Source organism: Mucilaginibacter ginsenosidivorax (assembly GCF_007971525.1).
In the GTDB taxonomy this organism is placed as follows: Bacteria; Bacteroidota; Bacteroidia; order Sphingobacteriales; family Sphingobacteriaceae; genus Mucilaginibacter; species Mucilaginibacter ginsenosidivorax.
This window is the reverse complement of record NZ_CP042437.1, coordinates 6700439-6722256: the sequence shown is the minus strand read 5'-3', so window position 1 is coordinate 6722256 and position 21818 is coordinate 6700439. Positions and strand designations below refer to the sequence as shown.

Here is a 21818-nt window from a genome sequence, read left to right as displayed (position 1 = left end):
ACCCCTTTTTCAGTATTGCAGGGCTTGGCGTTTAGCGCTAATTTAGCGTCATAAAGAAACTATTGGAATACGTTATTAACTAACCCAACAGCCATTTATAAACCTAAACCTTATCACTTTAATAAACTTAACGTTTATTAAAGGTTTGATTTTAAATATCAAACCTTCAACAATCCCGCAATAATTTCTTATTAATAAACTACAGTATTTATAGTTACAGGCCCTGTAAGCCCTGATGGTTGCAACCTGCTATTTTCGTTATACGGGTTTACCACAGTCCATGTTTTTCTTTGATCGGCCTGCAGCTTGCTATCGCCAATCAGGCGGTTAACCCAGGTATTTACTACTGTAATATCAATGGTGTTTAAACCCGGTTTAACGGCTTTGGTAACATCCAGCTGATAGGGCGCTGTCCAAACGCCACCTACATCTATCCCATTTATCTTCACCTTAGCCATTGCTGTAACAGCGCCGAGGTTAAGTATTAAATGCTCACCATTTAAGGCTTTAATTGCTTTAAAGGTGTTATGATATACGGCATGCCCCGAAAAGTATTTGATGCTGTCTTCTGCCCTTTCAGTCCAGTCGGTAAGTTTATCAAAAACTACCGGCTTAGCGGGTCCCCATCGTTTGCTGTCAAATTTCACTGTCCATGGCGTATTTAATTTAACCACATTTTTTCCTTCGGGAAAGTTAACATCAACATTAGGTTTATTGCCCGCTTTGCTGTTTTTACGAAAAACAATAAAGGCACTTTGATTGGCCGATAGCCTAAGTGGCACCTCTGTAACGCCACCTTTTTGCTTAAATGAAGGCAAATCGCGGGCCGCTCCGGTTACTGCATCCCATAGCTCGGGTTGCTTTCCATAAACCCTGAAGGTTGCATTTAATTCAACTTCTTTATTGGTTTGGTTTGATACAAAGTATACATCGCCATTATCCAGTTTGCGGTGGATGAACAAGGCTTCATCCGTTTTGTTAAATTTACAATCGGGTATAACATTTACCAGGTCAAGCGCCTGTTGCATATCCAAACCGGTAATTACCAAGCCTTTGCCATAGCTATGTTTTGTTATTTTTTCCCCGTCAATATCTCCCCAAAGTTCGGCGGCTATTTTTTTAACCTCAACATCTGCGGGGCCATAATTTTGCAAACCGGGCGACCGTTTTGGCGCAGGCCCTAAAATAGTTAGCCCCTGCCCTACCAGTTCCTTTATTTTTTTGAGCAATTGCGGCCGCATGGTTTCCAGTTTAGGCAGCACCAGTATTTTGTAGGCCATACCTCCTGGCAATACCAGTTTACCATTTGCCACAGTTGCACGTTCATTTAATATCTCGGCATTAATGTAGTCAAACGAATAGCCCTTCGGCAGTTCAGGATCGCGGATGCCCGTCATTTTAGGTGCATCTTCGCCAATAAAATAAGCAACGTCTGCTACGTATTTACCCTGGCGTAACATATATCCGCAACGTTTAAGGTATTGGGTAAACATATCCATATCGTAAAACCAGGTATTTAACCGGTTAAACTCGTTTGAAAAACCTGCGTTTACGCCCGGCACTTTATCTTCGTAAGGCTGTTCAATATAAACATGGAGTAAGGTATTGTTAATACCTTCTGTAAAAAAGCGGTCGCCACGCTGTTTCATTACAGCCGGGTAGCGCGAATATGCGCCGCCGCCGCAGGTAAATGACTCGGCCGATACTTTGTTTTTGCCATAAATATGCGCGCATGACGATGCCGCCCTGTTTTCGATATTACCCAGGTCGCCTTCGCTCCAAAACTCGCCACCTACCTCGTCCGACTGGCCGCCATACTGCAAAAACTCGCCGGGGAATCCCCAGTGACCATAATTTTCCAGCCAGGTAGTAAGGCCGTTTTTATGGCTGATATCCCTTAAACCTGCAACATATTGATAGGCAACCTCGTCGGCAATAAACCTCCGCATATCCCATAAAAACCTGTCAGACATATCCTGGCTGCCCACAACGTTACCGCTCATCACCGGGATGTAGGGAGTTGGATCGTAGCCAAACGATGCTTTAAATTTATCTGTTAAGCCATCTGTCCAGTTTTGGCCGCCGGTTTCATAGCTATCTTCAACGGTTACCTTAAAACTCTTACGATCGGCTGCCGGTATGCGGCGCAATATCTCGCCCAAAAAGGCATTAAAATGTTCGGCAATGTGTTTTTTGCTCATTTTGTCGGTTTCAAAACCCCGCCCTTCAGGCGATGCGGGACCGTTTGTTACCTGGGTAGGTGTCATCCCACTGCGCATAATTATCCAGTTACCGGCCGGAACGTTCCATTTTAAGGTACCATCGGCGGCAAGGTATTTTGAAATATCAATTACTTTTTGCGGGTCTATTACGTAACGTGCATCGTCAACAACAGGCTGCACCGGCCATTGATACTCTTTCCAATAAGGGAAGGGTGTCTGGAACATTTTAGCCAGCGTTTTCTCGATATAATTTTCAACAACCGGCGATGCGGATAACTTCAGTTCGGCAATTGCGCTATGCTGGCTTTCGTTATTGAAAACAATTCTGAAGTTTTTGGCCGTAGTGGCTGGTATTGATACACCTGCTGCGCCATAGGGGCTGAAACCCACGTTAAGTTCGCTATTGCTTCTGTCAACCACAAAATGTTTAATGGTTTGGTAGGTGCCATTGATATCGGCCTGAATGTCGCCTTCAAAACGCATGGCGGTTTTGGCGGGGTAAATAGTTAGGCCACGCGCGGTAAATGAAGAGCCGGCTTTTATTTCAATGGTAAATGTTTTATTGTCGGGCAGTTCTAAAACGGTATTCTCATTACCATCCATGATGTTGGTGATATTACCCACTGAAGGCTGCGTGCTGATTACCGGTTTTAAATCACCAATTGTTAAATCATTATCCTGGGGTGCAGGATAGGCCAGCAGCTTAACATCCTGGAACTGATCGGCAGGCTTGCTCAATTTCCCGTTAAAAACGATGGGGCCTTTTACCTGTTTCACCGATGATGTGAGATAGCGCATGGCCTGCTCCGGCTTAACCCAAGGGCCGCCAGACTGGCTCCATCCCGGACCATTAAAAATCCCGATATCTATACCAAGTTTTGTGGCAGTTTTTAACGCGGTATGCAAAATATCCCACCACTCGGCCGAGAATAATTTCACCTTGCCATATGGAGTTTCGGGGATACCAATATTGCCAATGAAGGCCCGGTTGATGCCTACCCGCTTCATTGATTCCAGATCTTTGATAACCCCTTGTTTCGAGATATTATCCGACATCCAATACCAGTATATACTGGTTTGGATAGAATCGGGGGGCATTTTAAACCCGGATAGTAGTTTTTGCGAATATTTTTTTTGTTGCTGTTTTACCTGGGCAATACCGGGCAAATTGGTAACAAACAAAACAGCGAGGGTTAACAATAACCTAAAAACGTTTTTATAAATATACTGCATGTAATGCGGATAAGTGATTTATGAGCTAAATAAGAATATTTGAATCCTGGCAAATGCACTGTTCAACGGTGTTATGTTTCAGGTTAAAATATCTTCGGTTTATATTCAGCTATTTTAAATCAATAAAATAAAACCGGCAACCTCCACTGTCTGCTTCGCTTATCTATTCTGTCGGCTGATATATTTTTGAGTTCTGCCAAACAAATCCGCACGAATTACCGGCTGGCGCCTAAAACAAGCTATGTTTAAACAACCGAATCCCCGATGCTGCTTGCACCAGGGATCCGCCTGTTTCACTTGTATGGTAATTGGTTTAATGACAGATAAAATATATTATTTTCCGGCAGCAATTGCGGGGTAAACCAGTAACGGTATTTCAACATGTTTAGCCAGCCGCTGCGTGTAACTACCTGAAAAAATCCTTTCTAAAAAATTTTGATGCCGGTGCACGGTAGCTATCATATCAATTTGCCCGTGTTTACATAACCAGTCAAGCCCCTCGTCTACGTCGGCGCTTTTTACATTTCTGTAATATATTTTAGGATAATTGATTTTATCGGTTACCTCACTTAAAAATTGGGTTATCTGTTTATCATCCATCCGGGCGTCCTCATCCGGGCTGGTAATGTGGGCAATTAGAATTTCGGCGTTAAAATACCTGGCTATTTCGGCCACCGAATTTAACACATCAATATCTCCGGCCAACATATCGGTAGTGAAAGCTATTTTTTTAAGGGGTTTAAATTTAACCTTTCGCGGCACCAACAGCACCGGAAATTTAGCATGATCAATTACCGACCGGGTGCTACTGCCCATAAACAGCCTGCTTAATTCGCCAGCGCCCGACATTCCCATTACAACCAGCGATAAACGCTTTTCATCAACAACTCTTTCCACTACATCAGCTACCAAACCCATGTGGCATGAATAGTCAACATGAGGCGTAAAATTGCCTGCGTTAGCTGCAAGTTCATGCGCCATCTCCTTTTCCATTTCGCCGGCGGTTACGCTTAACGCATCCATGGTGGCAGTTTCCAGGTGCGAATAATCAGATGTTGCCCATGCATCCGGATTAACTGCCAACGTTTGAACGGGTATTAATATAGCGTGACAAATATGTACGCCAACCCTTAACCGCGTTGCCAACTGCAATGCATAATGGCTTGCATTTACCGCGCAGGGAGAAAAATCTGTAGGGACCAATATTTTATTCATAACCAAGGAACTAACTATTATTAATAACAAATATCTGTTGGCTAAGCCTTACAATAAATGATAACGGGCATAAAGACAGATGATAACGATCACCCAGGTTACAAAATTGGGCTAATCCGTAGCATTTTGATGCTTCCAAATTATTGGCCCGCGCGATACTATATCATAATAATAAGTGACGGGCATCACTTTTTAAACAACCTCATTTCCTGAATTTTACTCAAAATAATTAAACAATTAAAGCCATGAAAAAAGTATTGATTGCTACCGATTTTTCAGAGAACGCCAAAAACGCTGCCATTTTTGGTTATAAGTTGGCCGTGCAAACAAAAAGTGATATTGAGATATGTACGGCGATGACAATACCTGCCGAAATACCCCAGGCCGGCGTAATTGTATGGCCTATGGAAGAATATCACGTGATTGAAGAAGGCGCACTAAACGAACTAAAGCAGTTAAAAAAAGTGCTTGAAGCCCAGCACGCAGCCGGCGATTTTAAACCCAACATTACCTTTAAAGCCGAACCAGGTACAGCCACAGATGTAATAAAAGCATTGGCGGCCAAGGATCATGTTGAACTAATAGTTGCCGGAACCCATGACGCCGGAGGCTTAAGCGGCCTAATGCTGGGCAACCATGCGCGTAACATGATTGATGCAACGCCAACCCCACTGCTACTTATCCCGTCGGGCTTTAAGTTTAGCCCGGTTAAAACCATTGCTGTGGCACTTGATATGAAACATAAGGGTGATGATTTTGCAACCATTACCGCTATACAGCCGCTGGCAACTTTATTGGATGCCACCATGCAGTTGGTGCACGTTTGCCATGAAGGCGAAAATACCGATGAAGCAGAAATATACCTGGCCGAGATAGAGCAGGAGGTTAAACAAATTGCAGGATATGCTAAAACAACCTCGTTGATTATTAAACAGGCACCAACCGAAACCGGGCTTAACTGGCTATGCAACTATGGAAATGTTGACATGCTGGCTATGGTGCACCACCATCGCGGTTTAGTTGCCTCGCTGTTTACCGGCAGCCATACTAAAAAAATGGCAGGGCACATTGCATTGCCTTTATTAGTAATACCTGCAAAATCATAACACCTGCTTCAATAAAAATTACCACCATGAATAAGTTAACACCCGATACCGGATTAGAAGACGAAATACAGGAGTTATATATTTTAGCCAGCCACTGGATGAAAGACATTTGTTTTATGGAAGATGAACTCCGTTTTTTTAACAACATTCTTGATAAATATAACACCGCAAACCTTACGGCTGATATGGTGGCAAAAAAGGACGAATTTGAACAGGAATTAATTAAACAGGCAAAAAACATCGATGATCTTAAATCCGGCATACCGGTGTTCCTCGTATTTCTTAAACCGTTTGTAGGTAATGACAAAGAAGCGATGGGGCTTCAATTTATTGAGAAATACAGTACCCTGGCAGGAGCCCTATCCGACTCTATGACGGCGTTAAAGGCGACAAAAAATAAGTTGTTTGCTTACGCTGAAAGAATTATAGCAACCGGCAAAACCATACCTGAATTAAAAAATTGACCTACATGAAATCTATCGCAGTACTGACCGACTTTTCAGAAAAATCTGGCCATGCGGCTAAATATGCATTGCATATTGCAAAAAAAATGAAGGTCAACGTAAGGCTTTACCATTTGCAGCTAACACCATCAGCATTATATGCCCAGCCGGTGTTAAGCGGACAGGGCTATCCCGAAGAACCGGTAATTGATACCAGGCTCACAGAATTTTCAGAAGCGTTGGCGTCCGATTTAATAAAACGGGTGTTTCCGGGATCTTTTATGCCCCGGATATCATTTTATGCCGGCAGTGCCGATATGGTAGATGTGATGACCGAGATTATCAACAATTCAGAAACAGCTATGATTGTTACTGCGCCACTTGAAAGCGATGATTTAGCGTCTTTTATGACCAGCGATGCATGCAGCAGGATAATAGACTGGACAACAGTTCCGGTTTTGGTAGTACCCGAACACGCTCCCATACGCTATATTGAAAAAATGGCGTTTGCCACTACATTGGATGCCGGCGATATATTATCAATAGCTGAACTTGGCAACTTAATGGACGGTTTCCATGCCGAATTAATGGTTGCACACCTGGATATTAACCCGGCAAATGATAACATAAAAGCCGCCGAAAAGGAGCTTAACCGTAAACTTTATACCGACCTGAATTGCGGCGGCGTATACTTTCGCAGCGTGCCCGATATTAAAAGTCAAAAAGATTGGGAGTGGCTAAAAGCCAATAAACGGACGGACTTACTGGCCGTGGCTAAACGCCCGAAAGAACAAATGACATCATTTTTTAAACGTGGGCAAGGCAGCCACATAACTCACCATATAACCATCCCGGTTATGGTATTGCCTAAAAGGCCCTGATAATTACATCATAAGTAAAGCCCCTGCATAAGCCGGGGCTTTACTTTTTTATAAAACAATACTTTTAAAATCAATCTGCGTAGTAAAATTTCGCGAAACATTGAAGGAAGAATAACGTTTATAGCAACGCGGCGAGTCGACTCACCCCGACGAGGCTACGCCCGTCTGCCCCTCTCTCCGCTTCGCGCATAGAGGGGCGAAAAAATAATTTTTCTTTCCACAACCCTCTCTGCGGCGCAGCCGGAGAGAGGGTCGGCCAGCGCAGCGTAGCCGGGGTGAGTCGTGGCCAGCGTTTAAGCGAATGTTTGTGTAAAACCAAACATCTCTCATAGGGTAACCTTTCGAAGCATAATGGGCAAAGCCCCTTCGCCAGGCCTGCGCACCCCAAAAAGCAAACATTTGCGGTCTCAACAGCATGGTTCTCGGCTTAAACAGATTTTTACAGGCAAAAAAGCAGCCCGAATTAACCGGGCCACCGCTAAATTCCTTTAAGCAATACCTATATCGCTATATTGCTTAACTGCTCTTCTGATGTACTCAAATCGTTTATCCAATCCTGTATTAAACCAGATGTTTGATTTGCCGAACTGGAAAACAGCTCTTTATAGTAAGCAATACCATCCTGCAGCTGCAACTTAAATTTGTTTAATTGTTTCTTCTTTTTTTCGGTAATATCTTTCAGCTGCGATTGTAAATCGTTTTGAAGATAATCAATATAAAGGTTCAATTCCTTTATAAACATATGCGGCCTTTTTATTTTTTCAAGCAAATCTGTAGCGCCATAAATATGGTGCACCATTTCGTCTAACGAATAGGTTCTTGAAAAATATGCCAGGTTAGGCCCGGGGCATATGGCAACCGCTTTATTTTCCCTTGGCTTTAATAAATCATATTTGATATAGGCAGATGCGCACAGGCCCTCGCAAAGGCATATTTTTTCGGTTACCGCCTTGTATTGCTGTTCATATTCATCTGCCGCAAGCCCAAGGGTTTGCAATTGTTCTATTTTCAAGTGCTGATATTCCCTTGATGCGGTACAAATAGGTGTTTCGGTAAACTCTGTATTACTTACCAGGTACTTTTTAGTACAGGGGCTTCCAGGGCGCCCTCTTTCAAGTCTGCTCAACCGCAATTCTTCAGAAGTGCTCTTTTTAAAATTGTTAAACTGTATACCCAGGGGCGACGATCCGCTTAAATAAAAATCTTCTTCCGTAGCGGTTTCCAGTTGTGCAAGTGTATCGTCATCAACGTTGGTTACTTCCGGTACCAATAAAAATGGGCTGCCCCACCCTGTTCCGTCCATATCATAGTGGTCTAACAGAAACCGGTTTTCATCTGCAGTGCCAATGCCGCCCTGTACCGTAAGCTTTTGCTTTGGTGCATGCGCTATAACTATTCCTTTTTGTAATAATACGGCCTGGTAAGTGCTAAACAACTCGTCAAGCATTTCCTGCCTTTTTTGTTTAAACTCTTCTAAAATAGGGCCAAGTAAAAAGCCTTCGGTAGCAAACGCGTGCCCACCACAGTTAAGGCCCGATTCTATCCTGAACTCGGATACCCATAGTCCTTTTTTTACCAAAAACTTAGCCTGGATAAATGCCGACCTGAAGTCGCTTACCTTTAAAACAACCTTTTTTAAAAGTTGCCCCTCATCGCCGGGGAAAAACCCAGGAAAAGCTTCCAGGTAACTGTACAGGCGAGGGTTCATGCCTGCTGATAAAATAATTGACGATTGGAGCTTACTTTCGGCAAAACCGCGCAGCGCCGCCAAGGCATCGGTAAACGTATCGCCGGTATAATCGCCATTGGCCGTATAGTTCATTTTATCTAATTTCGACATGATGTTTACATCAATGCTTCCCGGTTTCATCTCTTTAACCAACCTTCGCTGAAATACCTTTTTTTGTGCTCCTTCCGGATAATCAAGCATCAGATCGTAACCCTGCCGCAGCCTCGATTGCTCGGGCAGCAGTTCAAAATACCTGCGCAGGTCATTTCCTTTATCAAAATCCATATTGCGCAAATGATCAAACTGGCGGGTAACAAGCAAGTTCACCAGGTCAAGGTAGGCGGTAATGCGTTTTGCCCGGTAATCGGGTTCTTTTTTGGTTATAGCTATGTAAGGTTCATCATTTAGATGACAGTGGTAAGCCCGCATTCTTTCAATTAATTCATCGTCTACGATAGAAATAACAGACGATATGCCATAACGTGCAACCTTTAACGGGGTATCAATGGAGTACCCAAGACCCAAAACCGGGATATGAAATGTGTGAATCATTATTTTTTTATATTTAAAAAACGGAACTTAATTTAACATCGGCCAACAACAGCTTATCAGTGGGGAATTTGCATCGACCTCATTTTATTGCGAATGGTTATCACTTTAGGGAGAAGTAAATTATTTTCAAGATGGAAATTGAATAGCAGGTCATCTTCATACTCCTGGAGAAGTTTATACAAAATATTATAGGATGAAGAAACATAACGGGGCACCTGGTAATTATTGGTTAGCTGCCGGATAAGGCGAAAATCGGCCGCTATTTTTTCATGTGTTGCCATCATATCATAAAAGGTGGTTAAAATATCAACTGTTGTATCCTTAGCAGGCAAGCAATCTTTATTATAACACTCCGATAGCTTAACAATGTCAGGAAACAGCGACGCCTCTTCCATCAGTATATCGCGCATCATAATTTCCCCGGCATTAAAAAAAAGATTACTAACCCGGCCAATCTGCGGATGACTGTCTTTATATCCAACGGCAACTTTTTGAGCCAGTTCGGCAATAAAAGGCGTGTTTATTTTGATGTATTGATGGTTAAGATTGATAAGGTAACGGCATAAAAACGCCGGGGCCCAACTTAACAGGTTAATGGTTTGTACCGCAGGTTGGGTTAAACAAATATCAAGCTGCGTACGCAGGTCGTCTATATTCAAATAATAGTCTGTGCAAACCTGTTCCAGGGTCCTTTTGCCATCGCAGCTAAAATCCACGTCCAATTTTTTAAATACAGCGGCGTTCCGGTAATCGCGGGATACCATATCGCCTATGGTTTCACTATTTGCTCCCGGAGTTTTCCTGGTGAGCTGAACACGCCAGGCCTCGGGACCATCATCCAGCGTTTCCCAGCCGAACGCCTGTCTGCATTCGGCCTGTAAACGAAAATATAGCGGCCTCAGGTTCTGGTCATGAATGATCACTACCGACTGACCGATCTCCATCGCACTTAGCCTTTCAAAAATATCAATGTGCATTGTGCCAGAATCAATCATCCTGGCATCAAAAGTTTCCGGCCTGTTCATCAACTACAAATCTATCGGCATTCATAGCTCCAAAAAATGACGAGGGTCACATTAGCCTATAACGTCCATCATTTATACTCCCGCCCTTTAAATGGACTTTTGGTAAACCAGAATAAAAAGATGACGAACGACACAATTCTTGTTAAAACATCATGCTACCATTGCGGAGACGAGTGTTTAACCACCTCATTTATAGCCGATGAAAAACAATTTTGCTGCCAGGGCTGTAAAAGTGTTTACCAGATATTGGCAGGCAACGGCCTTGGGAGCTATTACAATTACAATGATCACCCGGGCGCAACCCGCGAACGGGTTACCAAAAAATTTGACTATTTAAGCGAACCATCCATAGTTAACGATTTGTTGGATTATACCGATGACCATGTCACTATCATCACTTTATATATACCCCACATTCATTGCAGTTCGTGTTTATGGCTGCTTGAGCAGTTAAACAGGTTTAACCCGGCCATCCATTACTCCAGGGTCGATTTTATAAAAAAGCAATTAATAGTACGTTTTGATCATCGCATTTGCAGCCTGCAGCAATTGGTAGAGTTGCTTTATGATATTGGCTACGAGCCATTGATTAGCCTGCAGGATGTTATCAAAAAGCAAAACACAGCCGGTAAAGGTAACCTGGTTCAAAAAATTGCAGTAGCAGGTTTTTGTTTTGGCAATGTTATGTTGCTAAGCTTTCCTGAATACTTTGGGCTATCGGCCTTTGAGCAAACTTTTAAACATTTCTTCGGCTATCTAAACATTGTATTCACATTACCCGTGGTATTTTTTTGCGGCAGAGATTACTTTGTTTCTGCCGCAAAAAATTTAAAAGCCAGGATACTTAATATCGATTTTCCGCTGGCGCTGGGTATTGCTGTTCTTTTTATTCGCACAGTAACAGAAGTATTGGCCCACACGGGTGCCGGTTATGCCGATACGCTTTGCGGCCTGGTTTTCTTTTTGCTGGTGGGGAAATTTGTACAGCAAAAAACATATCACCATATCTCGTTCGAGCGCGATTACCGCTCATTTTTCCCCGTTGCCGTTCAGGTATTAACAGAGGATACTGAAAAGTCTATCCCCCTTGCAAAAATTGTTACCGGCCAGCGCATATTGATACGGCATAATGAGATTATCCCGGCAGATGCCATCCTGCTAAAGGGCGATGCACTTATTGATTTTAGCTTTGTTACCGGCGAAGCAATCCCGGTAAATAAAACATGGGGCGAAATCATTTACGCAGGCGGCCGGCAAACAGGCGATGCTATTGAGCTTGAAGTAGTAAAGCCTGTATCGCAAAGTTACCTTACCCAGCTTTGGAATAACGAGGCTTTTACCCGGAAACAAGACAGCAGGGTAAAAACATTTAGCGAAACCGTAAGTAAGTACTTTACCGTTGTACTCCTGATTATAGCATTTGGATCGTTATTGGCCTGGCTATTTACCGATTACCGGCGCGGCATTGATGCTTTTACCGCCGTACTTATTATTGCCTGCCCCTGCGCCCTTGCACTAAGCACACCATTTACCATGGCCGCGGCACTAAGCATATTTGACAGAAACCTTTTTTACCTTAAAAACACCCGGATTGTTGAACAGCTGGCAGCAATAGACACTATTGTAATGGATAAAACCGGCACTATATCAACAGGTAACAGCAAAAGCGTAATACTACAGGGCCAGCTTACTGAAAAGCAAAAGCAATTGATATACAGCGCCTGCGCCAACTCGATACACCCTTTAAGCCGGATGATCTGTCAATTTTTAGGCGACTATAAAAAACTACCGGTAACAGATTATAAAGAGATTGCCGGCAAAGGAATTACAGTAAATATAGAAAACTTCACTTTACGCATGGGTAGCGGGGCCTTTGTATTTGGCTTTGACGAAGGTGGCGTGCGCAATACCAGCGTACATATCATGATCAATAACCACTACCTTGGCTATTTTCAATTTGCCCAGGAATACAGGGAGGGGATGGAAAACATCAGCTCTTTAACTGATAACTATGACCTGTTTTTGCTATCAGGCGATCATGATCATGAGCGTACAGATCTGGTGCAATTTTTTAAGGCCGACAAGGCCATGCATTTTAACCAGTCGCCCCAGGACAAGCTGGATTTTATAGAAGCACTTCAACAAAAAGGAAAACAGGTTTTAATGCTGGGCGACGGGTTAAACGACTCGGGCGCACTAAAACAAAGTGATGTTGGCATAGCCGTTACAGACGATGTAAACAATTTCTCGCCGGGGTGTGATGCCATTTTAGATGGAAAATCATTTAGCAAACTACCCTCTTTTCTTCGCTTTGCCAGTGACACGGTAAACGTTATACGGATGTCGTTCCTCATCTCGCTTACCTACAATATTATAGGCCTTAGTTATGCGGTTACCGGCCATTTATCGCCGTTAATAGCCGCCATTTTAATGCCTTTAAGTACTGTTACCATTATTTCATTTACTACCCTGGCAACTCATTTTGCCGCCAAAAAACGAAAACTCATATGAACATCATTTATTTTTTAATTGGCTGCAGCGTTTTGCTTGCGCTGATATTTTTAGCCGCCTTTTTTTGGGCGCAGCGCAGCGGTCAAAATGATGATCTGTACACACCCTCCATGCGTATCCTGCTTGATGATGACGATGCCGAGGCCGATAAAAAGTGATGTTAATCATATTTAAAGCAAACTGTCATCATTCTGTCACCCATTGCACATCAATAATTTTACACCCATAAAAAGACAACATTTTATGCAGCCCGAAAAATTTTACTATGACAACAAAATCGTCCGGAATTTTGGTATCGCTACCGTAATCTGGGGGATAATCGGCATGACTGTAGGCTTAATTGTAGCCATTCAGCTTTATCACCCGGCCGCCAACATGGGTAACCAGTACACTACATACGGTCGTATCCGCCCGTTACACACCAACGCGGTAATATTTGCCTTTGTGGGCAATGCCATTTTTATGGGCGTTTATTACTCGTTGCAACGCCTGCTCAAGGCAAGGATGTTTAGCGATGTACTTAGCCAAATCCATTTCTGGGGTTGGCAGCTTATTATTTTATCGGCAGTAATTACACTTCCCTTAGGTTTAACCACATCACATGAATATGCCGAACTGGAATGGCCTATAGATATCGCCATCACCATAATTTGGGTTGTGTTTGGCTGGAACATGTTTGGCACTATATTTAAACGCCGCGAAAGGCACTTATACGTAGCCATTTGGTTTTACATAGCCACGTTTGTTACCATAGCCGTGTTACACATTGTAAACTCATTTGAGTTACCGGTATCTGCATTTAAAAGCTATATGGTTTATGCCGGCGTTCAGGATGCCCTGGTACAATGGTGGTATGGCCATAACGCAGTCGCGTTTTTCCTGACTACCCCTTACCTGGGTATGATGTATTACTTTTTGCCCAAAATGGCCAACCGCCCTATTTACTCTTATAAATTAAGTATCCTGCACTTTTGGGCGCTTATATTTATCTATATATGGGCCGGCCCTCACCATCTTTTATATACCACCTTACCCGGCTGGGCACAATCATTAGGCGTAGCTTTTTCTATTATGCTGATAGCGCCAAGCTGGGGCGGTATGATAAACGGATTGTTAACCCTGCGCGGTTCATGGGATAAGGTAAGGGACGATGTGATCCTGAAGTTCATGGTTGTAGGTTTAACCGCCTACGGTATGGCCACTTTTGAAGGCCCTATGCTTTCCCTTAAACAAGTAAACGGTATAGCGCACTTTAGCGACTGGATTATTGCACACGTGCACGTTGGCGCTTTAGGCTGGAATGGTTTCTTAACCTTTGCTATCCTGTACTGGTTAATCCCACGTATTTATAAAACAGAGCTGTTCTCCAAAAAAATGGCTTCCTTCCACTTCTGGATAGGCACACTGGGTATCCTATTTTATGCCATACCCATGTACTGGGCCGGTTTTACACAAAGCCTGATGCTGAAAGAGTTTACCGCCGAAGGCATGCTGAAATATCCAAACTTTTTGGAGTCTACCTTGCAGATATTACCAATGCACATGATGCGGTCTGCAGGCGGCGCTATGTATTTATTGGGTGTAATAGTAATGGCTTATAACCTTACCCGCACAGCCTTGCAAGGCAAGCTGGTTGCTGATGAAGCAGCGCAGGCAATGCCACTTGAGCCCGTTCATATGATTGCGAGGGAAAACAGCTGGCACCGCAGGCTGGAACGTAAGCCCATACAAATGCTCATTGCTGCCCTGTTGGTTATCCTTGTAGGTACTTTTATCGAATTGATGCCAACGTTAACGGTATCTTCAAATATCCCAACCATTGCCGCTGTAAAACCTTATACACCACTTGAACTTCAGGGCCGCGACTTATACATCCGCGAGGGTTGTGTTGGCTGCCACTCGCAAACTATCCGCCCTTTCAGGTCCGAAACAGAACGGTATGGGGAATATAGCAAGGCCGGCGAATTTGTGTACGATCACCCGTTTTTATGGGGATCAAAACGTACCGGGCCCGACCTGGCCCGCGAAGGTCAAAAATATGGTAACGCCTGGCACTACAATCACCTGATGGATCCGCGCCTGATGTCGCCGGGAAGTATCATGCCTAATTACGACTGGCTGATAACCCAAAACCTGGATACGACATCAACCCGCGCAAAAATAAACGCTATGCGCAAATTAGGTGTACCATATCCGGCAGGTTATGAAAACATAGCTAACCAGGACCTCGAAAAACAGGAAAAAGAAATTAGGGACAACCTTTATGCCGACCACATTAAGGTTAAAAGCAACAAGGAAATCATCGCCCTAATTGCTTACCTGCAACGGTTAGGAACAGACATTAAAGCAAACAAAACTGCCAATAAATAATCACCATCATGTTTAAGCAATTTACAGAAAACATCAACGCAAACCAGGCATACCTGCTGTTCTCGTTGGGGATATTCTTTGTATTTTTTATTGTAGTAACCATTATGCTCATTCGCATCAGGAAGCCACATGTTCAATATATGAGCGATTTGCCATTAGAAGATAGTTTAACAGATCAACAACCTTTTCAGTCATGAAGTACCAACGCATTATATTAATATCAGCATTTGTATTATTTATTCAGCCCGTTATGGCTGATGGTCTTATTCCGGGTGATGTAATGAATTATATTGCTTATGGAGTTGTTGTTGGCATGTTGCTGCTTTTTTTAATAGCTATGCTGGTACTGGTAAAAACCTTTAACGTTTTAGCACGTGTAATGCTTAAACAGCAGGGATTATCAGAAGCCGAAATAGCCGAGCAAATGAACCCTGTTAAGGAAAAGAAAGCCAGGAAACCAAAAGCAGAAGTTTGGCAAAAGCTTCTTTCACTCAGGCCCCTGGAAGAGGAACATGAACTCCTTATACAGCATGATTACGATGGCATACAGGAGCTTGACAACCCAATACCCGGCTGGTTTATGTATCTTTTTTATGGCACCATTATTTTTGGAGCAGGCTACCTGCTTAACTACCATGTATTTAAAACCGGGCAGTTGCAATATGCCGAGTATAAAACAGAAATGGCACAGGCCGACATCGAAAAAAAGGCGTTCCTGAGCAAAGCCGCCAACCGGGTTGATGAAAACACTGTAAAACTGGTGAAAGATCCGGCAGTACTTGCAGCTGGCGAAGGGATATTTAAAGCCAATTGCGTTGCTTGTCACGGCGATCATGCCCAGGGAAATGTTGGACCCAACCTTACCGACGATTTTTGGCTGCATGGCAGCAAAATAAACGATTTGTTTAAAACCATTAAATACGGCGTGCTTGCCAAAGGTATGCCTACCTGGGAAAAACAATTATCGCCAAAGCAAATTGCCGATGTGGCCAACTACGTTAAATCATTACACGGTACTCACCCCGCCGGCGCAAAAGAGCCGCAGGGAACAAAAGAGACCGATACAGACGATAAACTTGCAGCAAATAAATAACCATGGACGGATTACTGGTAGCGAAAGAGACGAATAAGCGCAAGTGGATATACCCGCTAATCCGTAAAGGAAAACTATATAAATGGCGCTCGTGGATTAGCTATGGCTACCTGCTGCTATTTTTTGCAGGGCCGCTTATCAGGATCAACGGGCAGCCATTGCTGCTGCTGAATTTTATGGAGAGGCGTTTTGTTATCCTGGGGCAGGTTTTCTGGCCCCAGGATATCTTCCTGTTTGTTTTAGCGTCGTTGGTATTTGTGGTTTGCGTGGTATTGTTCACTATCGCGTTCGGCCGTGTTTTTTGCGGCTGGATTTGTCCGCAAACCATCTTTATGGAAATGTTTTTCAGAAAGATTGAAAACTGGATTGAGGGCGACGGCAGTAAACAAAAAAAATTAGATGCAGGCCCCTGGAACAGGGAGAAAATACTAAAAAAAGGCAGCAAGCATTTCCTGTTTATTATATTCTCGTTCCTGATAGCCAACACCTTTTTAGCTTACCTTGTAGGCAGCGATGTGCTGTTTAAAATAATCACCGAGCCGGTGGAACTGCACCTGGTTGGCTTTTTAAGTATCTGGGTTTTTACTATTGTTTTTTACCTGGTTTACAGCCAGGTACGGGAGTTGGTTTGCACGGTGGTATGCCCCTACGGCCGCTTGCAAGGTGTGCTGTTAGATAGGGATACGCTGGTAGTAGCCTACGATGAGGTTCGCGGAGAGCCAAGAGGAAAGCTTTCAAAAACCAGCGATAACAGCGCAAAAGGCGATTGTGTAGACTGTGGCCTATGCGTATCGGTTTGCCCTACGGGTATAGATATCAGGCATGGCACACAAATGGAGTGCATTAATTGCACCGCTTGTATTGATGTATGCAACGAGGTAATGGATAAAATCCATAAACCATTAAACCTGGTAGGGTTTTACTCAGAGAACATGATCCACAAGCAGCAAAAGCCGTCGTTTACCGGCAGAATGATGGGCTATAGCGGCATCATCGCTGTTTTAATGACCGTGCTTTGTTACTTTATTTTCAGCAGGGCCGATATGGACCTGGCGGTTATGCGCAGTGCAGGCATGCTGTACCAGGAACAGAAAGGCGGCCTGGTAAGTAATATTTACAATGCCGAGGTTATTAATAAATCAAACCAAAGCCGCGATATCGTTATTCAACCGGATGATCCGGCTATAAAAATTAAATACATACAGGCTCCGGGCAAAGTCGCGGCCGGCGCATCTGTTAAAACTGTGTTTTTTTTATTGATCCCGGCCTCACATATCAGCTCGGCAAAAACGGATGTAAAAATCAACCTTTTGTTAAATAACAAAGTAATTCAAACGGTAAGTACAGCGTTTGTGGGACCATCAAATGATTAAAAATATGAATTGGGGAAAAGGAATAGTTGCAGGCATGGCCATGTTCATGCTGTTTATTATATTCATGTGTGTACGGATGTTTGCCCTGCCGGCCGATGAATATGACCATCATTATTATGAAAAAGGGCTAAACTTTGATAAAGACTATGCAAAAGAAAAGCAGGTTGTTACCGACCATGCCCAGCCTGCAATCCAGGTAAATGGCAAACTGGTGAATATAACGTTTACAGCACCCGCAACAGGAAGCATTAAATTTATACGGCCATCCAGCCAGGCGCTTGATAAAACTTTCCCGATAAACACAGAGCTTGACAGGGTTGCCAACGTATCTGCTACTTCGCTTGTTAAAGGCCGATGGCATATTGTACTGGAGTGGCAAAGCAACCGCAAGCCGTACCTGTACGAAAAGGAGGTGGATATAGAATGAGTAATAACCAGGTAGCTTTTTTTATTGGCCTGTTTGGCAGTGTGCATTGTATTGGTATGTGCGGCCCGCTTGCTTTTGCAGTACCATCCTTTCATTCAAAATGGTGGATGGTGGTAGTTGATAAATTTGTTTACAATGCCGGCCGTGTTATCACCTATACGTTGCTGGGTTTGCTGATAGGCTTATTGGGCAGGCAGCTTTGGCTGGCCGGTTTACAACAAAGCGTGGCCGTTATTAGCGGCATTTTAATTATCATGGCCGGCTTTTCGCGTATGTTTAAAGTCAGGTTCAGTCAAAGTAAGCTGATGCCCAAAATGTTGGCGCCAATCAACAAGCTTATCGGTTTTGCGCTAAAACATAAGGCTGGCCACTTTGCAGTGGGTTTGCTTAACGGTTTCCTGCCCTGCGGGTTTGTTTATCTTGCACTTATCGGCGCGGTAAATACCGACTCTGTCTATGCATCTGCGCAATATATGTTTTGGTTTGGAGTAGGCACTTTCCCGTTAATGTTGCTGGCTACGGTAAGCATGGGTTTTATCGGCCCGCAGGTTCGTCGCCGTATTAATATGGCCATGCCCTACCTTATGGTTTGTTTAGGTTTGTGGTTTGTGCTGCGCGGATTAGGTTTAGATATCCCTTATTTAAGCCCCGCCAAACAATCACAGGGAATAACCAACTGCCATTAGGATAGTCATTAGTCGAAAGTCTTAAGTTCTAAGTCAAAAATTACAATTTTAAACTCAGGGCTTCAGGCTTCGAGCTTAAGACTTAGTACTTACCACTTATTTTATAAAGAATGCTAAGACATCTGGGTACTAAAAGAACGTATAATCACAATGTAAAGCTCGCTTCATTGCTTGGGCTTACCGCGGGTTTTGTAAATGCGGCCGGGTTTCTTGGGTTTAGCGTGCTTACCACCAATGTAACCGGCCACGCGGCATTGTTTGCTGAGCAAATTGCATTGCAAAACTGGCAAACGGCCAGGGTAATTGCCTTATGGATGTTCCTTTTTTTAGCCGGAGCATTTGTATCAAGCTTTATTGTTTCCCGCATCGGCAAAAACCAGCAATACTCCTATGTAATCCCCATTTTAATTGAAATTACTATACTCTTGAGCGTAGCGTTGTTTGGCTACCGGTATGATCATAGCTTAGTAGGCAAAGAGATATTTGCCGGCAGCCTGCTGTTTGCCATGGGCCTGCAAAACGCGCTGGTATCAATGGTTTCGGGCTCGGTTGTACGCACCACTCATCTTACCGGTACATTTACCGACCTGGGGATTGAACTTGCCCAGTTCTTCCGGCACAAAGCAGAAGACAGGACGGCCTTGAAAGCTAAAATAAAATTACGGGTGGCTATTATTTTTTTCTTTATGTGCGGGGCACTGGCCGGTGCTTATATTTTTCGCTGGCTGCATTTTTATTGTTTTCTTGTCCCTGTTATTATCTTAATATACACCCTGTTGTATGATATTTTCCGTATAGCGGTTAAACAATATTACCGGAGTTTGCAGGGGCGATTAAAGAAATCGATTTAAACAATAATGCCGAAGATTTTTAATTTCCAACCAAAGGGATACTGTAATCTTTTTAGGTCCCACCTGTGATATGTTGAATATTTACTCAAGCATTGGCTTTGAACGCTGACTAAGACTCACCCGGCGAGGCTGCGCCCGCCACTCTCTCTTCGGCTTCGCCGGAAAGAGGGGCTTGAAAATTTATTATTTATTTTTCCTTTATAATATATTGATATTCAACGCCCGCCACCCTCTTTCCACCGCAGGTGAAGAGAGGGTGGCGGGCGCAGCCTCGCCGGGTGAGTCTTAACCAACATGCGATATTCGTCATTCTCCCTTCAGAATTTCGCGAAATTTTACCACTCAGCATGACAGTCTTTATTTTTGATGTCACTTCAGCTTCAGAATTTCGCGAAATTTTACCACTCAGTATGACGATCATCACTTTTTGCAGTGCCTGTTATCATGGTGCACCCTATTGATTCCCCGGATATTTGTGGTATAAAAAATAAATTGAATCATGGAAACTACAATGAGTACCCGTGTCCAATGGACCGCCCAACCCACTACAAAAAAAAGCACCAATAGCTTAGCTTACAAATGGAACACCTTTGTTAACAGCCAAACCGAAAGCAAAACATTGTGGTTTTTGGTATCACTGGTTTTCCAGGGCGTGTTTTTTTTGCCGGTACCTGCCTTTTTAATATATTATTTTAATGCGCCAATACTTGTTTTGGTTGTAACCTTAACTTTATTTTTTGCCAACATTATAGCCGGTATGGGCGGCGCCGGTATTAAAACCCTGCTTACCCTGTTTGCTGCAAGCATAGCACTTCATGTGTTAATGCTGATTGCCTTCATCATATAATTTACACTTATGATTCCTCAAAAAATGAAAGCCGCCGTGATACGTGAGTTTGGCGCACCATTACAAATTGAAGATGTGGAGGTTAAAACCCCGAACGCAAACCAGATACTGGTTAAAGTAATTGCATGTGGTGTTTGCCATACCGATTTACACGCCTGCAATGGCGACTGGCCGGTTAAACCCAAGCTACCCCTTATACCCGGCCACGAAGCTATTGGCTATGTGGTAGCAATGGGCGCCGATGTTAAAAACGTAAAAGAGGGCGATATTGTAGGCGTGCCATGGCTGCACAGTGCCTGCGGCTGCTGCGAGTTTTGTATCACCGGCTGGGAAACGCTTTGCGGAACACAGCAAAATGGCGGATACAGTGTAGACGGCGGCTTCGCCGAATATGTTTTGGCCGATCCGCGTTATGTGGCGCACTTCCCGGCGGGCATCAATTTTACCGAGATGGCGCCAATTATTTGTGCCGGCGTAACTGTGTATAAAGGACTAAAAGAAACCGAAGTTAAGCCAGGCGAATGGGTGGCTATATCCGGCGTTGGCGGTTTAGGGCACCTTGCCGTACAATATGCAAAAGCTATGGGCATGCATGTGGCTGCAATTGATGTGGCTGATGATAAACTGGAACTTGCAAAAAAACTGGGTGCCGAACTGGTTGTTAACGCCAAAGAGCAGGATCCCGGCGCTTATCTGCAAAAAGAAACCGGGGGAATGCATGGAGTACTTGTTACCGCGGTATCGCCAATTGCTTTCAGCCAGGGAATATCAGCCCTGCGGCGTAAAGGTACCATCGCGCTGAACGGATTACCGAAGGGCGCCTTTGATTTGCCGATATTTGAAACCGTGCTTAACCGCTACACCGTAAGAGGATCAATAGTCGGCACCCGTAAAGATATGGAAGAAGCCATTGCATTTGCTGTTGAAGGCAAGGTTAAGGCAACCGTGCATGCTGCTAAATTAGAGGATATCAACACTGTTTTTGATGATATGAAAGCCGGCAAAATTGACGGCCGGGTTGTGTTGGAGATAGCCAAACCGTAAAAACTCGCCCCAAAAACCAACATCATAATCCAAACAAAAGCCAGGAACTTAAGTGTTACCTGGCTTTTGTTTGGGTTAAAACCACTATAGAAAAAAGCTTAAAGCCGAATGCAAAAATTCGGCTGAAGCCAACGGCAATCAACTAATGCATGTAAGTCTACGTGTACCCACATCGTTTCAAGGAAAAATGTCATTTCGACGAGGTACGAG

18 protein-coding genes are annotated in these 21818 nt (G+C 43.7%); 14 read left to right on the top strand and 4 right to left on the bottom strand.

The genetic code is table 11. The annotated features are described in order from the left end of the window. Window positions 1-191: 191 nt before the first annotated feature. Both FSB76_RS27805 and FSB76_RS27800 read right to left on the bottom strand, forming a co-directional pair. Entirely contained in the window at window positions 192-3455 is a 3264-nt protein-coding gene (locus FSB76_RS27805; RefSeq protein ID WP_147059298.1) for a glycosyl hydrolase, read from the bottom strand. 333 nt (window positions 3456-3788) lie between these two features. Then, entirely contained in the window at window positions 3789-4670 is an 882-nt protein-coding gene (locus FSB76_RS27800; protein ID WP_147059296.1) for a universal stress protein, read from the bottom strand. Between the two features lie 245 nt (window positions 4671-4915). Between FSB76_RS27800 and FSB76_RS27795 the strand changes: the two genes are divergently transcribed. The 3 genes from FSB76_RS27795 to FSB76_RS27785 are packed head-to-tail and all read left to right on the top strand — an operon-like array spanning window position 4916 to window position 7100. After that, window positions 4916-5776: a universal stress protein gene (locus tag FSB76_RS27795; protein ID WP_147059294.1), complete on the top strand. Its 861-nt coding sequence runs from the start codon at window positions 4916-4918 to the stop codon at window positions 5774-5776. Window positions 5777-5802: 26 nt separating this feature from the next. After that, on the top strand, window positions 5803-6240 hold the full coding sequence (locus FSB76_RS27790; RefSeq protein WP_147059292.1) for a hypothetical protein: 438 nt from the start codon (window positions 5803-5805) through the stop codon (window positions 6238-6240). 5 nt (window positions 6241-6245) lie between these two features. Further along, window positions 6246-7100, top strand: a complete 855-nt coding sequence (locus FSB76_RS27785; protein WP_147059289.1) for an adenine nucleotide alpha hydrolase family protein — start codon at window positions 6246-6248, stop codon at window positions 7098-7100. Between the two features lie 499 nt (window positions 7101-7599). Here FSB76_RS27785 and FSB76_RS27780 read toward each other — a convergent pair whose 3' ends face one another. Continuing rightward, window positions 7600-9381: a hypothetical protein gene (locus FSB76_RS27780; protein WP_147059287.1), complete on the bottom strand. Its 1782-nt coding sequence runs from the start codon at window positions 9379-9381 to the stop codon at window positions 7600-7602. Window positions 9382-9437: 56 nt separating this feature from the next. Then, on the bottom strand, window positions 9438-10406 hold the full coding sequence (locus FSB76_RS27775) for a DUF542 domain-containing protein (RefSeq protein ID WP_147059285.1): 969 nt from the start codon (window positions 10404-10406) through the stop codon (window positions 9438-9440). Between the two features lie 120 nt (window positions 10407-10526). On the opposite strand from FSB76_RS27775, the gene FSB76_RS27770 reads away from it, so the two are divergent. The 11 genes from FSB76_RS27770 to adhP all read left to right on the top strand — a co-directional run bounded on the left by FSB76_RS27770 (window position 10527) and on the right by adhP (window position 21608). Next, on the top strand, window positions 10527-12917 hold the full coding sequence (locus FSB76_RS27770) for a heavy metal translocating P-type ATPase (RefSeq protein WP_147059283.1): 2391 nt from the start codon (window positions 10527-10529) through the stop codon (window positions 12915-12917). Then, on the top strand, window positions 12914-13075 hold the full coding sequence (gene ccoS / locus FSB76_RS27765) for a cbb3-type cytochrome oxidase assembly protein CcoS (RefSeq protein WP_090653105.1): 162 nt from the start codon (window positions 12914-12916) through the stop codon (window positions 13073-13075). The genes FSB76_RS27770 and ccoS overlap by 4 nt, the downstream gene beginning before the upstream one ends. A gap of 85 nt (window positions 13076-13160) precedes the next feature. After that, on the top strand, window positions 13161-15287 hold the full coding sequence (gene ccoN, locus FSB76_RS27760) for a cytochrome-c oxidase, cbb3-type subunit I (protein WP_147059281.1): 2127 nt from the start codon (window positions 13161-13163) through the stop codon (window positions 15285-15287). An 8-nt stretch (window positions 15288-15295) separates the two neighbouring features. Continuing rightward, window positions 15296-15484, top strand: coding sequence for a hypothetical protein (locus FSB76_RS27755; protein WP_090653107.1), 189 nt, complete (start codon window positions 15296-15298; stop codon window positions 15482-15484). Then, window positions 15481-16380, top strand: coding sequence for a cbb3-type cytochrome c oxidase N-terminal domain-containing protein (locus FSB76_RS27750; protein WP_147059279.1), 900 nt, complete (start codon window positions 15481-15483; stop codon window positions 16378-16380). Before FSB76_RS27755 ends, FSB76_RS27750 begins: the two co-directional genes overlap by 4 nt. Before the next feature lie 2 nt (window positions 16381-16382). Then, window positions 16383-17753 (top strand): cytochrome c oxidase accessory protein CcoG, encoded by a 1371-nt coding sequence (gene ccoG, locus FSB76_RS27745; protein WP_147059277.1) that lies wholly within the window; start codon window positions 16383-16385, stop codon window positions 17751-17753. 4 nt (window positions 17754-17757) lie between these two features. Beyond that, window positions 17758-18180, top strand: a complete 423-nt coding sequence (locus FSB76_RS27740; RefSeq protein WP_158643002.1) for a FixH family protein — start codon at window positions 17758-17760, stop codon at window positions 18178-18180. Then, the gene (locus tag FSB76_RS27735; RefSeq protein ID WP_147059273.1) at window positions 18177-18866 is read left to right on the top strand and encodes a sulfite exporter TauE/SafE family protein; all 690 of its coding nucleotides are present in this window, start codon (window positions 18177-18179) and stop codon (window positions 18864-18866) included. Before FSB76_RS27740 ends, FSB76_RS27735 begins: the two co-directional genes overlap by 4 nt. Before the next feature lie 110 nt (window positions 18867-18976). Then, complete coding sequence (locus FSB76_RS27730; protein WP_147059271.1) at window positions 18977-19717, top strand: YoaK family protein; 741 nt, start codon at window positions 18977-18979, stop codon at window positions 19715-19717. Window positions 19718-20216: 499 nt separating this feature from the next. Further along, window positions 20217-20564: a hypothetical protein gene (locus tag FSB76_RS27725; protein ID WP_147059269.1), complete on the top strand. Its 348-nt coding sequence runs from the start codon at window positions 20217-20219 to the stop codon at window positions 20562-20564. 9 nt (window positions 20565-20573) lie between these two features. Then, window positions 20574-21608 (top strand): alcohol dehydrogenase AdhP, encoded by a 1035-nt coding sequence (gene adhP, locus FSB76_RS27720; protein WP_147059267.1) that lies wholly within the window; start codon window positions 20574-20576, stop codon window positions 21606-21608. The last annotated feature ends 210 nt before the right edge of the window (window positions 21609-21818 follow it).

What these genes read in the sequence shown, in the direction of transcription:
- FSB76_RS27725 (WP_147059269.1), top strand. Translation starts at nt 20,217, where the DNA reads ATGGAAACTACAATGAGTACCCGTGTCCAATGGACCGCCCAACCCACT.
- FSB76_RS27735 (WP_147059273.1), top strand. Translation starts at nt 18,177, where the DNA reads ATGAGTAATAACCAGGTAGCTTTTTTTATTGGCCTGTTTGGCAGTGTG.
- FSB76_RS27800 (WP_147059296.1), bottom strand. Translation starts at nt 4,670, where the DNA reads ATGAATAAAATATTGGTCCCTACAGATTTTTCTCCCTGCGCGGTAAAT.
- FSB76_RS27780 (WP_147059287.1), bottom strand. Translation starts at nt 9,381, where the DNA reads ATGATTCACACATTTCATATCCCGGTTTTGGGTCTTGGGTACTCCATT.
- FSB76_RS27755 (WP_090653107.1), top strand. Translation starts at nt 15,296, where the DNA reads ATGTTTAAGCAATTTACAGAAAACATCAACGCAAACCAGGCATACCTG.
- ccoN (WP_147059281.1), top strand. Translation starts at nt 13,161, where the DNA reads ATGCAGCCCGAAAAATTTTACTATGACAACAAAATCGTCCGGAATTTT.
- FSB76_RS27795 (WP_147059294.1), top strand. Translation starts at nt 4,916, where the DNA reads ATGAAAAAAGTATTGATTGCTACCGATTTTTCAGAGAACGCCAAAAAC.
- FSB76_RS27750 (WP_147059279.1), top strand. Translation starts at nt 15,481, where the DNA reads ATGAAGTACCAACGCATTATATTAATATCAGCATTTGTATTATTTATT.
- FSB76_RS27805 (WP_147059298.1), bottom strand. Translation starts at nt 3,455, where the DNA reads ATGCAGTATATTTATAAAAACGTTTTTAGGTTATTGTTAACCCTCGCT.
- adhP (WP_147059267.1), top strand. Translation starts at nt 20,574, where the DNA reads ATGATTCCTCAAAAAATGAAAGCCGCCGTGATACGTGAGTTTGGCGCA.
- ccoS (WP_090653105.1), top strand. Translation starts at nt 12,914, where the DNA reads ATGAACATCATTTATTTTTTAATTGGCTGCAGCGTTTTGCTTGCGCTG.
- FSB76_RS27770 (WP_147059283.1), top strand. Translation starts at nt 10,527, where the DNA reads ATGACGAACGACACAATTCTTGTTAAAACATCATGCTACCATTGCGGA.
- FSB76_RS27775 (WP_147059285.1), bottom strand. Translation starts at nt 10,406, where the DNA reads ATGAACAGGCCGGAAACTTTTGATGCCAGGATGATTGATTCTGGCACA.
- ccoG (WP_147059277.1), top strand. Translation starts at nt 16,383, where the DNA reads ATGGACGGATTACTGGTAGCGAAAGAGACGAATAAGCGCAAGTGGATA.
- FSB76_RS27790 (WP_147059292.1), top strand. Translation starts at nt 5,803, where the DNA reads ATGAATAAGTTAACACCCGATACCGGATTAGAAGACGAAATACAGGAG.
- FSB76_RS27740 (WP_158643002.1), top strand. Translation starts at nt 17,758, where the DNA reads ATGAATTGGGGAAAAGGAATAGTTGCAGGCATGGCCATGTTCATGCTG.
- FSB76_RS27730 (WP_147059271.1), top strand. Translation starts at nt 18,977, where the DNA reads ATGCTAAGACATCTGGGTACTAAAAGAACGTATAATCACAATGTAAAG.
- FSB76_RS27785 (WP_147059289.1), top strand. Translation starts at nt 6,246, where the DNA reads ATGAAATCTATCGCAGTACTGACCGACTTTTCAGAAAAATCTGGCCAT.